The following is a 14,002-nucleotide window of genomic DNA, read 5'->3' as shown; positions in this document are numbered from 1 at the left end:
GAGATGGTTCCGCCGCTTTTTTATGCACCACACAGTTTACGATAACGGACAAAATGCAAACGGGCGCGCTTCCTGCGAAGCGCGCCCGTTTTTATTGATTAGATAAACTTACTAAAACGATCTGCTAGTAAACCACCAGTTTCTCTGTCTGGTTCAGTTCGTTATCACCTGTGATATGTACCATATACATTCCTTTTACAGCGATAGCAGATGCAGGGATCTCGATACGTCCGTTGCTGTTATCAATTTTCTGATCGATGCTGTAAACGAGTTTACCAGTGATATCCATTACCGCAACATGCACGTTGGCATTTGGTTTGCTGAACAGCACAAATGCATTCGACTGAGTTGGGTTTGGTGCAACAGAAGCCAGTTTAGAACCCAGGGCCATTTCATTTACGCTCAGCGGGTTGTTGCTGATGTTAATGCGATCCATGTAGAAGTTGTTACCTGAAGCATACATACCGCTTGTAGTTGTAAACGCGAACACACGTGAAGATGGTTTGTAACGGAAGCGGAAGAATACACGCGTGTCACGGATTTTGGTAGTTCCGGATACGAGATTGATGCTCATCGGTTTCCAATCGTTGTACACAGGGAAATATTCGCCGGTAGTGATCGGAACAGTTCCTACAGTTTGCATTTTAGCGCCACCCATTTTGTACAAGGTTTTCCAGGTTCCACCGCAATCTGTACTGTAAGCGATTTCCATACTGTCTTTCATGTACGCAGGGTTAGTAGTTGCATAAGCACCGGCATACATAAAGTTAAGGTTACCGTTTGTACCCAGATTGCTGAGATCAAATGCAGGGGAGAAGAAGTCGTCATAGTCTCCGCTCGGGTCTCCTACAATCACGTCTTTCAATGCGGTACGGTTATCGAAAGAGTGGTAACGGATACAGTACTGATCCCAATAGCCGTTATAATTTACCCACTCCCATTGGTAGCGGTTATTATAATAGTTGAATATAGGCCAGTTTTTATTCTCTGTTGTATCTCTGAATTCCTGGAAGTATCCGATAGGATCTTTTGTAGCAGGATCAGCAACATATACCCTGTCGGAGAAAGTGCTGCTTCCGTTTGCATTTGTAGCGGTAGCTGTAACAGTAGCCCAGCCTGTTTCCGCAAATTTCGTTGCCACAGTTCCTGTGCTGGAGGTAGTGGCTCCTATTGAAGCACTGTTTGTGAACGTCCAGTCAACAGAAGTCGGTGTTGCCTGCCATGAACGGTTCTGGAAACGGAACAGATAGCTGGCAGCATCATCCTTACACATAAAGTAAGTTCTATCACTTGTCTGAACACCTCCTGAAGTGGCAGCTCTTTCTACTGAAAATTCAGCAACCGGTTTCAGGTTCGGTGTATCGAAACATCCTGTTCTTACAGTTGTGTTGTACGGAGTGATCAGGCTGTCGCGATGAGCAGTGGAAGAAACGATGGCAGCACGCATACGCTGTGTCTGGCCGTACGTAAACATTTTGGAACAATAAGTGTAGTCCATTACGTTCTGCGCATTCGTTGTATCCGGATAGTCTACGAGGGAGTCATTATCATAGATCTTGAAGAATCCGTAAGTGATCTTGATTCCGTAGAAGAAATTATAGTAATTACCTGTTTGGTAATCATCGGCATTTTTCAACCAGAAAGTACCGTTCAGACCTTTAGGGAAGGTACGCAATGCAGTATATGATGTGTCGCGCCATGCTCCCGGATTCTGCAAAAAGAACAATTTGTAATTAGTTGCGGTATCGGCAGTCAACAAACGGAATTTACATGCTACTTTCTGTGCGGTATCTTTCGCTGTGGTTACTACATGTTGTGTATCTATCAATGTTCCGTTTTTGCTCAGACCGATGATATAGGTAGAACCGAGCGCAGCACTCGGGTAGAACGACAGACTGTCGATACGGGTGCGGGTACGGCATTTGAACGTAATACCTTTAGAAGTAGAGGTATCTTTCATCACAGCAAGAGAGTACACCGGGCTATCTGCGCGCTTGATGGAATCCAGACGCAGCTTGGCAACCGGCAGGAAATAAGTGATCAGACAGGAGTCATCATACAAATCAACAAGGTCAGAACAACCTCCTTCGGGATCATGACCTTTCGTAGGCGGTGTATCTTCTACCTCATCATCGCCACAGGCTACTTTCGGGTTGTTGGTTCCGCCCCAGGGATGATCCAGGTTCAGCTCATGTCCCAGTTCATGGGAGTAAGTATAATATACCTCGCTAACATATTCAGCTAATCCGATTACACCATCGTAATAAGGAATCACATCTCCGGTGGCAGGCTTATATGCATAAGCAGCAGCACTGTTATTGGCTGCGCTCATTTTAGATATCAGCCAGATGTTCATATAGTTGCTGGAAGGCCACTGATCGTACTTCGCAAAGTCTCCTCCGTTTCTGGTGATGTAATTTCGACGACGCGTCACTCCATTTGTAGGATTTCCCAAAGGGTCTTTAGTAGCGAGATGCCATACGATCCGGGCATTACCGATATAGCGCTTATTGCTGTTCGGAATAAAACCTTTGTACTGAGCCAGTACGCTTGCAGTATCCGCATTCATCTTATTGTACATCGTATTGATACGCGCAACACAAGCCTGAATTTCAGCGTCTGTAACATATTCTGCTCCATAATCGTGTATGATGTGGAATACCAGGGGCACATGGTACACAGTGGTGCCATCATCGTCTGTCGTACGGGCAAGCGAACCGAGGTCCATCTCCTTCATACGCGTTGCGATCTCCTCTTTCAATTGAGCATCCTTTATGAGAATTTCCGGATGCTCCTTTACCATTCTCTGATAAATGTCATCGGTTCCGCAAGGATTCACTGCCGATTGCGCATAACTCGCGGTCATGCACATGCCGGCTGCCGATAGGGTTAATAATAACTTCTTTATCATTTTCAAAAATATTTACCGTTAAATTTTCCTTTACAGTCTGCCAAAGGTAAACAAAAAAGGATGAGAATTAAAAAACTTCTTCCTCATCCTTTTATTGAATTTCCCTATTGTTTAACGAACGAAAAAGATGGATTACTGTCGGTTTTGCCCATCAGTTTTAAAATATAGGTGCCTGGCTGTAAACTACCCACTTTTAATCCCTTATCCTTAAGGCAGGAAACATCGGTTCCTGAAAGCAAAACTTTCCCTGAAACGTCTAATATGCTCCATTGCCTATAGTGATCAGCTTCAAACTTACCAGATATACGAAGTATATCTGAAACCGGATTAGGAGAGATAACAAATTTATCGTTTTGAGCGAAGGCAAAAACCGCGGAGCTAATATATTCCTCACCTGTTTTAGCGTATACTGCCAGCTTATATTCATCTTCTGCAGCAGCTTCGCCCCGGTACCAATTAAAATTTGTTTCAGTTACAAGCAACGGTGTTTCCGCAATTTTCACAAATACCGGATTCCCCTTACTTCTCCCTAACAAAACAAGGCGGAATGCATCATTTTGTGCAGCACTTGTCTTACAGGTTAAAGTGCCGGTTCCAAGAGTATTGTCCAGATGCAGCTCTCTGACGCTAAACGTATTCTCTTCAATTACAGCTACCTGTCTGTTTCCTTCCGCACCTGTAAACTCGTTTTGCACGTTAGCGACGATACGCGCATCAATATGCGATTGCGATTTATAAGCAGCCTTACCATCAGCATCTGCAACAAGTCGCATCAAACGCTTCCCTCCGCCCGATTCGGCATGGAAGTCCAGCATAGAGCCGGGATTCGCACCGGAAGTAACGATGTAATTAGTATCCAGAAAAACAAATGTACATGCACTGACAGATTGTGCCTGTAAAACGGGGCTGCAGCAAAGCAGCAATAATAAACTGTATAATAGCTTTTTCATAAAAGTATTTTTTAAAAATTTAGTGAGCACCTAAGGGAAGGGGAACATGCTTGGTTTCCTGAACCATATCGATAATGCGGAAGATACCACAAGAGCCATTCGCGATACCACATAATATATCACGACGACGGAGCAAATCGTTATAGCCAAACTTGGCCGGGTTTGCAGAGGCGTGGCTCGGATCATTGACGTAAAATAAACCCTCCATATTATCGTCCCCCGCATCTGAAGGATCATCGTCCTGGTATGTTGGGGAACCTTGTACTCCCCGGTAAGCAACCCCCGTAAGGAAAGCAGACACGCTTTGAAAATATCGCTTTCCCGACATGTCTGGATATAAATTTGTTTCAACATTAACAGGAACATCGGCTTCACCTTCGGTAGAATTATCAACGAATCTTAAAAGAGAACTTGGAGGAGTTGTGGGAGATTGCCAGTAATTAGCTGTTTCACCATTGCTCATTGTCCTGATATGCGTAAAGATTGTCTTCGTTTCTCCATTATGACAGCCCTCACAGGTATTTAGCGAAAGCTGATGCCTTAATTCCCATTTGGCAGGATCTGTATAAAGCGCAGACCCAACTCCAGTCGCATTAAGTGCGGGTGACCAATAATGTGAAAATTCTCCTACAACCAAGCCTGCACCTCCGGCCAGAAACGAACCCATATATGTATTGGGAAGATTATGATTTCCACGAAGTAATCCGCCCCGTACAGCGGGGTGAGTCATCCATGCAGCGAGATTTCGCCCGCTGGCTTCAAACGAGGCATCGGGGACACGCTCATAAATACATCCAGTCCAATCTACTCCTCTGGCAAAAAAATACTCTATTCCGCAACTTAGTGTAATTGCCTTGTTCAGGAAATTATTTGGAGTATTCGTAACAGGAACTTGCTTAAAAAGTCCAGTTGCAGCGTCAAGTTCAAATTGGCGGAATTCCCAATCAGAGTGCGTCCAACGAGTAAATTCGTGGGGATCTGGACTAACTCGGGGAAAGTCCGATTCGAAAAAGATTTTTTCATTAGTTCTAATCCTATTAACTGCACTGCCGTTTACTCTGCCGGGAGCAGCATTAGCCAGCGTTACATCATCCGTAATATCCTCTAAAGCTTCCAAATAAGCATTACCCCCTAAAGTCAAATCACTTAAATGAACCCATCTTTCCGCCAAGGATTTTAAACCGCAGCGCGTTGTTTCCACATTTCCATACTCAAAAATCACATTCATACCTTCCCAATCAATGAACCCTTCGAAGTCGATGGTTTTCGCGGCCCCAGCTGGTCTATTAGGATCAATCGCCTTTGGAACATTTCCCGTCGAATAATCAATAAGCGTGAATATAAAACGTGTTTCCCCACTATTGAGGATACTAGGATAATATAGTGTATTCTCCTTCAGGTCAATACGATTGACAATGGCGGTAAGCTTAAATGGAGCGTATTTACAAAGATTTTCCCCGGTTACTGCGGTTTGATCCCAGGCACTCTCCCAGTCCCAGTTAGATGCACTCTCGGCCCCCGCGGGAATCGTTGCGCCCGCCTTCCTCAGCCAGGGAGCGATTAACAATTCGAATACATCACCCCGCTTTTCCACCGTTTGATAATTGACGGTAATATCCTGGGTCCAGTTTTTTACCCAAGACTTCAGCAGGTTTTTCACCGGAATGCCGGTGGTGCCTGTCATATTCTTAAACATCTGTCCGAATGTCCATTTACCATCTATATTTCCGGTAGCCGTTGCGGGGTTATAAGTTCGTGCGATATTGGCAACCACAGACAGATCGGTTATAAACAGGGAGTTCTCGCGTTTAATTGTCTCGCAAAGTCGCACTTTAAACATGCCGGAGGGAATTTTGGCTGGCGTTCCTCCATCAAATACACCAACATCGAAATGTTCAATTTCCGTAATACGCTGGCCGGAATGACCCGTAAATTCAATAAATCCTCCATTGGCCGTGATTGCAGCATCCCGGGCAATCATTTCGGACCGGAAATTTGCAATATTCTCCAATACGAACGCTGAATAAATACCATCATGAGGTACATTGTCAGCATTTGTACCATTATCGAAGAAGGTAATTTTCTGTGTTGCAGAATCTCCCCAATAAATGTCCAGCGTGTCTGTTATGGTTTCAAAACAATAGCTTGAATCCAATGCCATACTCAAACGCATATTGTAGGTTGCGGGAGGATTGATTAGCTTCTGGACCCAGATATCGTTTATCTGAGGCGGGGTCTGCCTTAAGGTTAATGCTTGCGGATTGACGTCAAAAACCGTAGGCGGAGGCGGAGCCGACGATTGCATCACAAAAAATGCAGCGGTGATCATACCTACTGCAATTAACAGTTTAACTTTCTTCATTGATGATTGATTTAAGTGTGCCGCAAATAAATAAACCTTTTACGAGATAATCAAAAAAAAGCAAGTCTTTCGACTTGCTTTTCTACACAATAAGGTAAAAATTATTTAATCTTAAAAGCTTTCTTCACTTTTGCAACGTGATCCAGCTTTTCCCAGGTGAACAACTCCACTTTCATGGTCTTTGTTTTACCGTCTGCAGATCGGAATTGCTTGGAAACCACGCGGCTTTCACGTCCCATATGTCCGTAAGCCGCACATTCGCTGTACATCGGCTGACGCAGTTTCAGACGCTGCTCAATAAAATACGGTCTCATGTCAAAAACGGATTCCACCATTTTCGCAATTTCACCGTCAGACATGCCCACATTAGCAGTTCCGTAGGTATTGATATAAATACCCATCGGTTTTGCGACGCCGATAGCGTAAGATACCTGCACCAGTACTTCGCTGCAGACTCCGGCCGCAACCAGGTTCTTTGCAATATGGCGTGTCGCATAAGCGGCAGAACGGTCTACTTTGCTCGGATCTTTACCGGAGAAAGCTCCTCCTCCATGGGCTCCTTTCCCGCCGTATGTATCCACGATGATCTTACGACCCGTGAGACCAGTGTCTCCGTGCGGTCCGCCGATCACGAATTTACCGGTTGGATTGATATGATATTTGATCTTGTTATTGAACAGGCGCTTGTATTCCGGGTAAGATTTCATCACGCGCGGAATCAGGATATTGATCACGTCTTTGCGAATCTGATCCTGCATCGCCTTTTCAGAGGCAAAATCATCATGCTGCGTGGAGATTACGATCGTATCAATGCGCACCGGCTTATTGTCGTCGCTGTACTCGATCGTCACCTGGCTTTTGGCATCCGGGCGAAGGTATTTCATCAGCTTGCCTTCTTTGCGGATCGCACTCAGTTCCCTCAGCAGGAAGTGAGACATATCCAGTGCAAGCGGCATATAATTGCTTGTTTCGTTTGTGGCATATCCAAACATCATTCCCTGATCTCCGGCTCCCTGATCTTCTTTCTTTGCACGCTCCACACCCTGGTTGATATCGGCAGACTGCTCATGTATTGCGGACAAAACACCACAGGATTTTGCCTCGAACATGTAGTCACTTTTGGTGTAACCGATCTGTGCGATCACATCGCGCGCAATCTGCTGTACATCAATATAAGTTCTGGATTTCACTTCTCCCGCCAATACAACCTGGCCGGTAGTTACGAGGGTTTCACACGCGATCTTGGATTGCGGGTCCCAGGCGAGAAAATTGTCTACAAGCGCGTCGGAAATCTGGTCGGCAACTTTGTCCGGATGCCCTTCAGAAACGGATTCAGATGTGAATAGATATGGCATAAATTTTGTGAATAGTTGATATTGGAATTTTGTAATTCGCAAATGTAATGAAACAACGCGGGAATAGAATGGGCATACAAAAGAAAAAGAGCCGCATTTGTGGATAAAATGCGGCTCCTGCGTTCAGCGATGTGCTGAAATGATTATTCTACGGTAACTGACTTAGCCAGATTACGCGGCTGGTCTACGTTGCAGCCTCTCATAATAGCAATGTGATATGCCAGCAGCTGAAGCGGAACGATAGTCACCAATGGGGATATAACTTCGTCTACCTGCGGCACTTCGATACAATGGTCCGCCATAGCCTTGATCTGCGTATCGCCCTCGTTGACCACTGCAATTACTTTTCCTTTGCGGGCTTTTACTTCCTGGATATTGGAAACGATCTTCTCATAAGCGCTTACGTTGGTAGCGAGGAATACCACCGGCATTTCCTCGTCGATCAGCGCGATAGGCCCATGTTTCATCTCTGCAGCAGGATAACCTTCCGCATGGATGTAGGAGATCTCTTTCAGTTTCAATGCACCTTCCATCGCAACGGGATAGTTGTATCCGCGTCCGAGGTACAGGAAGTTTTTAGCATCTTTATACACCGCTGCAATCTCCCGGATCTGATCGTCCAGCTTCAGTACTTCACGGATCTTATTCGGCACAGACTCCAGTTCGTACAGTATCTGGCGCAGCTTGGATTGCGGTATCGCACCTTTTGACTGTGCAATCTGCAACGCGATCAGGATCAGGATTGATACCTGTGTGGAAAACGCTTTGGTGGATGCCACGCCGATTTCGGGGCCGGCATGTGTGTATGATCCGGCATGTGTGGCACGTGCAATAGACGAACCGATCACATTACAAATGCCGTAAACCAGCGCCTGGCGCTCTTTTGCAAGCTCAATGGCCGCCAGCGTATCTGCCGTTTCTCCGGATTGGGAAATGGCAATTACGAAATCAGATTCGCGAACGATCGGATTGCGGTAACGGAATTCGGAAGCATATTCCACTTCCACCGGTACGCGTGCCAGATCTTCGATAATATATTCCCCGAGCAGTCCGCTGTGCCACGATGTGCCGCAGGCGGTAATAACGAAGCGTTCCGCATTGGCTATACGTGCGCTGTACTCGGTAATGCCCCCCATTTTGATCCATCCGCCGGATGCGTTCATACGGCCGCGGAATGAGTCTTCAATAGCTTTGGGCTGTTCGTAAATTTCCTTCAGCATATAATGCTCGAAATCGCCCTTTTCAATTGCTTCCAGATTCATTTCGAGTGTCTGGATAGCGTGCGATTTCACTACATTACGCAGTGTTTTGACCATGTAGGTACCGTCGCGGTTGATCACGGCGATTTCCTCATCATCCAGATAAATAACGTTCTTGGTATATTCAATGATCGGGGATGCATCAGAACCGACGAAAAACTCGCCTTCGCCGATACCCAGTACCAGCGGACTGCCTTTACGTGCAGCGATCAGCTGATCAGGATTATGCGCATCCATCACCACAATTGCATAAGCGCCGATCACTTCAGCCAGGGCGATACGCACGGCTTCATCCAATGCCAGATTTTCCTGTTGCTGTATTTCCTGTATCAGGTTTACAAGCACTTCGGTATCTGTCTCAGAATTGAAATGATAGCCACGCTGTTTCAGTTCTTCTTTGATAGGACCGTAGTTTTCTATGATCCCGTTATGGATTACCGCGATATTTCCGTTATTGGAAACATGCGGATGTGCGTTTACGTCACAGGGTTCACCATGTGTAGCCCAGCGGGTATGTCCCATCCCGATGGTGGCTGCAAGCGGCTTGTCGGCAGCATATTGCTCCAATGCAGATACTTTTCCCTGCTTCTTGTAAACATGCATCTGCCCGTTCAGTAATGCTACTCCCGCGCTGTCATATCCGCGGTATTCCAGCCGCTTCAAACCTTTAATCAGAATCGGGTAAGCTTCTTTATTGCCAATGTAGGCGACAATTCCGCACATAGGTTAAACTATTGGTGTGTTTTGTAATAATATGATTATAGCTTGGTGTAGACAATATTCAGTTTCACCCGGTATTCCGGGCGACTGTAATTGCTTCCCGCCGTCGTCGTTCTGTACGCGCCATAGAATGTCTGCGTTCCATTTAAACGCAATCTAAGCTCTTTTCGCTGTTGAATAATCGCATCCTGCAATTCGCGGGGCAAATTAACCACATATTGATTGACCAGTACGCCTCCAAGTGAAACCTGACGCAGGTAGCCGTCAATAAAGGTGAGGGCGGAACTTGAAGTAAGCGGATACCGGTCGGCAATTGTACGCCTAACACCATATTCGTCGATAGAAACGGGGTATAAGCGTGCCGGAGGTGCGAAAACAGCATCCAGCGGCGATGCGATCTGGGTAATTACCAGTTCTGCTTTGTTTACCAGGCATTTAGGAAGGCCGGAGACTGTGGGCAGTGTAAGTTCGAGAGCGGCCCCGGGCTGGTTCTGTACGGCAATGGTAGCATCTGATACAGCCGTGGAGTTAAACAGCGCCTGCACAGGTGTTCCCGTATAATCGCGGGATACTTTTGCAAAATATCCGGTTTTGGTCTGACTGGCGGTAGGATCGTAAGGGAAAGAAGCAGTGAGCGTATCGGTAATATTTCCGCTTGAATTTTTTGTATGGTAGTACAGAACAATTCCTCCGCTCGTATAAATATCTGATCCTAAAAGGCTGAAGTACACAAGCGTATTGGAAGGCGTAATACCCTTCACATAGATCGCATTGAAAAAATCAAGGAAATTGGCGGTATTCGTATATTTATCTGTGCCCAGATTTCCGGTAAGATCGGAAAGGGTGCTCCCGTTTATTTTAAGCCTTATATGCGGCGCACGCTTTACCCCAGCTACCAGAGTGGAGTCGTACAGACTGCGGATCAGACCCGGCAGATATACCGTTTGCGAAGCCATAGGACTGGATTCCATTGATAAATCCCTGGAACTTGCATAATAAACGGTGTCGTAATAAATCTTTTCAGTACAGCGATATGCTTCAAATGTCTGGTAGCCTGCGCTGTTGGTGGTATCTCCGAATGAAAAACCGCTGTAAGGAAGCACGAGTACAGCTGAATCTACCTGATACACCGACTGGTCTAAAGTAAAATTATCCTGCGGCGGACGTACCTGGAAATAAAAAGAAGCCTGTGTTTTACCGAAGAACGGATCTGACTGGATGTTACCCGCCGGAACATAGACACTGTAGCCCGAAGCATATCCGCTTGTGGCCACCGAATCATCGTATACTGTTTTGGATTGTATGGTCAGCGTATCCGTTCCGAATACGGTGATATTATCCACTGCAGGCACCACTCCGGAAGGAATGACGGTATTTTCTTTGCACGAAGCAAAAAACAAGCCCGCAAACATTGCGGAAAGAAAATGTTTGGTCAGCTTTCTCGAAGGAAACAAGGCAAATAATTTAGCGCGAAGAAATAAAAAACAAAACTAAGAGTCTGTTAAGCTTTTATACAGATCCAGCAGTGAAGTAACGTCTTCCACCCAGGCAGGATCAAATGCAAGCACTTTTTTAGAGCGGCTCGGTTTTACTTCGTCCGTGATCTTTGCCGGCATTTTACGGTCGCCCATTACTACCACATCGGCATATTTTGCACCGCCGAGCGTGAGTGCAGTGTTGGTACGGTCTTTAAAAATCTCCAGGTCTTTCTCCTTGATCTCGTTGCTGATCAGCGCCTTACGCACAAACTGATCGCTCAGCTTTTCCTTGAACTGATCGGCCTGTGCGGTATACAATGTCTTCGTAAAACCAAATACCGGTTCTTTTTTGTAGGCGGTTTTCAGGAACAGCGGTACCAGTGAGGTCATCCAGCCGTGGCAATGGATCAGGTTTGGAGGCCAGCCGAATTTCTTCACGGTCTCCAGGGCGCTCTTGCAGAAGAACACCATCCTGTCGGCATTATCTTCAAAAAACTCATCATTCTCATCACGGAACACAAGCTTCCGTTTGAAATAATCGTCGTTATCCATGAAATACACCTGCAACCTTGCATTGGGCAAAGAAGCTACTTTGATGATCAACGGATAGTCGTCCTTATCAATGATGATATTGATACCGGAGAGGCGCACTACTTCATGCAGCTTATGCCTGCGTTCATTAATCACACCAAAACGTGGCATTATCACCCGAACTTCGATACCTGCTTCAAATGTTTTGATCGCAAGCTGATTGAGGATCTGAGCAAATTCAGAAAACTCGAGGTAAGGAGAAAGTTCATTGGCAACAATAAGGACACGCTTTTTTGTATCTACAGACATACTGACAATTTAGATGAAAGAAGTACCCTTTATGGAAAGGGCAGAATTTTAGGCTGCAAAATTACTAAAATATTAATTCAAAATTCTTTTATTTGCACCTGTCTATTCAAAAAGCCTGTTTATGATCATCTTCAAGACCATCCCAGAGTTGCGGCATTACCTGTCATCGAGAAAAGAAGCGGGACTGTCTGTCGGTTTTGTTCCTACAATGGGCGCCTTGCACAAAGGACACATTTCGCTGATTCACAAATCAAAAGAGGACGGGTGTTTTACCGTCTGTTCTATATTCGTAAATCCTGCACAGTTCAACGATCCTTCAGACTTTGAAAAATATCCGAGCACACTGCCGGAAGATATTTCATTGCTGGAATCGGCCGGATGCGACGTTTTATTCCTTCCTTCCAAAGAAGAAATGTATCCTCAGGGCATGGAAGCAGCTCCTTCTTATCATTTCGGAAGACTGGAAGAAGTGCTGGAAGGCGCGATGAGACCCGGCCACTTCGCGGGTGTGGGTAAAGTAATGTCGCTGTTGCTCCGTATCGTGGAGCCGGACGCGTTGTACATGGGTTCCAAAGATTACCAGCAATGCCTGGTTGTGCAGGACCTTTGCCGTCAGATGGGCCTGAAAGACCGTATCCGCTTTATCGCCTGCCCCACCAGCCGCGAACCGGACGGACTCGCCATGAGCTCTCGCAATCTGCGCCTGAGCGAATCGCAGCGGGCACGTGCGGGAATTATTTATCAGTGCCTCGTATCGTTGCAAAGCAAATTCGATTCAGGTGCCGACTTCGGTATTGTTCAGAAAGAGTGCCTCGAATTATTACAGGCTAAAGGATTTGAAACCGAATATGTAAGCATTGCCGATGCCGCTACGCTCGAACCGATGACGCAGTTCGATCCGAACAGGAAAACGGTAGCGCTCATAGCCGCTAAAATAGGGGCAATACGTCTGATCGACAACCTCAATTTAAATTAAGTATCCATGACCATTCAACTCCGGCCCTGGAATCTCAACGACCTGGACCGGCTCGTTACCCTCGCGAATCATCCCGACGTAGCAAGATTTATGTCGGACCTGTTTCCGCATCCCTATACACGGGAAGCAGGGGAAAAATTTATTCACTGGACCATTCAGAATTGTCCTTCCACGATTATGGCGATCATTGCGGATGATCAGGTTGCAGGCAGCATCGGCATCCATCCGCAGACAGACATACTGAGGACGAATGCTGAAATTGGCTATTGGCTGGGGAAAGATTACTGGGGAATGGGGATTATGTCTGAAGCGGTGCGCATGATGGTACCCGCAGGCTTCGAGGCATATCCGCAGATACAACGCATTTTCGGCCGCGTTTTTGGCGGCAACGCTGCGTCTGAACGCGTGCTTGAAAAAGCCGGATTTGTTCAGGAAGGTTTTTTCCGGGATACCCTTTGCAAAGCCGGCAGGCACTACGATGAACTGATCTACGCCATCAGGCGCTGAGTTTATTTCAACGGGAATACATCCAGGCGTTCAGACCGTGAAATGCCCCCCGGATTGATCCCGGGCTCCCCTTCCGGCGGAGCTTGTCCCAATTCCTTAAAATACTGTTCCCAGACGGGGAAAAACTGCTGTTTCCCCGGTTCGCGGAACGTCATGGGATTCAGTGTAAAAAAAGGCTTATTGCCGTTTGCTTTCCGGAATGCGTCGTATACAAGCTCCGAACAATAGAACTTATCCTCATCCATCCGGAACAAACCGTCATAGGGCTTTCCGATCTGCCTGCGGGCATAGCTTACCGCAGCGGAACCTATCTCTTCCGGATGCTCCCTGACACGGCCCAACCAGATCGTATTTTTGTTACGTGACCGGAACTGAGCCAGCGGAATCCGCTGCACTTTTACCCCGATCGCTTCGATGACCATTACGGAATCGCCCGAAATATCCACGATTCCGACATGCGAAAAGTGATGCCCCCCGAATCCCTGGGTGACCGCCTCGATCGCATCGCACATGCCGCCGCAGTCAAGATCCTGAAACAAAAGATCTCCCTTTCTCAGGGCGACTTCAGGCTGCGCAACTGCAGTACCGGCAAGCAACAGCACATACAGGCAACTAAAAAACAGACTTTTCATCGTCGCAATATT

Annotated in this window: 10 protein-coding genes; 2 read left to right on the top strand and 8 right to left on the bottom strand. The window is 46.5% G+C overall.

Annotated elements, in window-relative coordinates:
- Positions 1 to 124: 124 nt before the first annotated feature.
- From ABD846_RS00825 to ABD846_RS00795, 7 genes are all read right to left on the bottom strand, one after another.
- Positions 125 to 2,911: a zinc-dependent metalloprotease gene (locus tag ABD846_RS00825; RefSeq protein ID WP_344821697.1), complete on the bottom strand. Its 2,787-nt coding sequence runs from the start codon at positions 2,909 to 2,911 to the stop codon at positions 125 to 127.
- Positions 2,912 to 3,015: 104 nt separating this feature from the next.
- Positions 3,016 to 3,861: a T9SS type A sorting domain-containing protein gene (locus ABD846_RS00820; protein ID WP_344821695.1), complete on the bottom strand. Its 846-nt coding sequence runs from the start codon at positions 3,859 to 3,861 to the stop codon at positions 3,016 to 3,018.
- Between the two features lie 19 nt (positions 3,862 to 3,880).
- Positions 3,881 to 6,223 carry a hypothetical protein gene (locus ABD846_RS00815; protein ID WP_344821693.1) on the bottom strand — a complete coding sequence of 781 codons (2,343 nt, stop codon included), beginning with the start codon at positions 6,221 to 6,223 and terminating at the stop codon, positions 3,881 to 3,883.
- A 101-nt stretch (positions 6,224 to 6,324) separates the two neighbouring features.
- On the bottom strand, positions 6,325 to 7,578 hold the full coding sequence (gene metK / locus ABD846_RS00810) for a methionine adenosyltransferase (RefSeq protein ID WP_344821692.1): 1,254 nt from the start codon (positions 7,576 to 7,578) through the stop codon (positions 6,325 to 6,327).
- 143 nt (positions 7,579 to 7,721) lie between these two features.
- Complete coding sequence (gene glmS, locus ABD846_RS00805) at positions 7,722 to 9,560, bottom strand: glutamine--fructose-6-phosphate transaminase (isomerizing) (RefSeq protein ID WP_344821690.1); 1,839 nt, start codon at positions 9,558 to 9,560, stop codon at positions 7,722 to 7,724.
- 35 nt (positions 9,561 to 9,595) lie between these two features.
- Positions 9,596 to 11,011, bottom strand: a complete 1,416-nt coding sequence (locus ABD846_RS00800) for a DUF4270 family protein (RefSeq protein WP_344821688.1) — start codon at positions 11,009 to 11,011, stop codon at positions 9,596 to 9,598.
- 36 nt (positions 11,012 to 11,047) lie between these two features.
- The gene (locus ABD846_RS00795; RefSeq protein WP_344821686.1) at positions 11,048 to 11,875 is read right to left on the bottom strand and encodes a glycogen/starch synthase; all 828 of its coding nucleotides are present in this window, start codon (positions 11,873 to 11,875) and stop codon (positions 11,048 to 11,050) included.
- A gap of 121 nt (positions 11,876 to 11,996) precedes the next feature.
- Between ABD846_RS00795 and panC the strand changes: the two genes are divergently transcribed.
- Together panC and ABD846_RS00785 are read left to right on the top strand one after the other, a co-directional pair.
- On the top strand, positions 11,997 to 12,851 hold the full coding sequence (gene panC, locus ABD846_RS00790; protein ID WP_344821685.1) for a pantoate--beta-alanine ligase: 855 nt from the start codon (positions 11,997 to 11,999) through the stop codon (positions 12,849 to 12,851).
- A gap of 6 nt (positions 12,852 to 12,857) precedes the next feature.
- Positions 12,858 to 13,358, top strand: coding sequence for a GNAT family N-acetyltransferase (locus ABD846_RS00785; RefSeq protein WP_344821683.1), 501 nt, complete (start codon positions 12,858 to 12,860; stop codon positions 13,356 to 13,358).
- Positions 13,359 to 13,360: 2 nt separating this feature from the next.
- On the opposite strand, the gene ABD846_RS00780 is transcribed toward ABD846_RS00785, so the two are convergent.
- Entirely contained in the window at positions 13,361 to 13,990 is a 630-nt protein-coding gene (locus tag ABD846_RS00780; RefSeq protein ID WP_344821681.1) for a YiiX/YebB-like N1pC/P60 family cysteine hydrolase, read from the bottom strand.
- Positions 13,991 to 14,002 lie beyond the last annotated feature (12 nt).

Origin of the sequence: Rurimicrobium arvi, assembly GCF_039540495.1 — a bacterium.
Lineage (GTDB): Bacteria > Bacteroidota > Bacteroidia > Chitinophagales > Chitinophagaceae > Rurimicrobium > Rurimicrobium arvi.
Note: the sequence above shows the minus strand (reverse complement) of the source record. Positions and strands in the feature narration are given on the sequence as shown.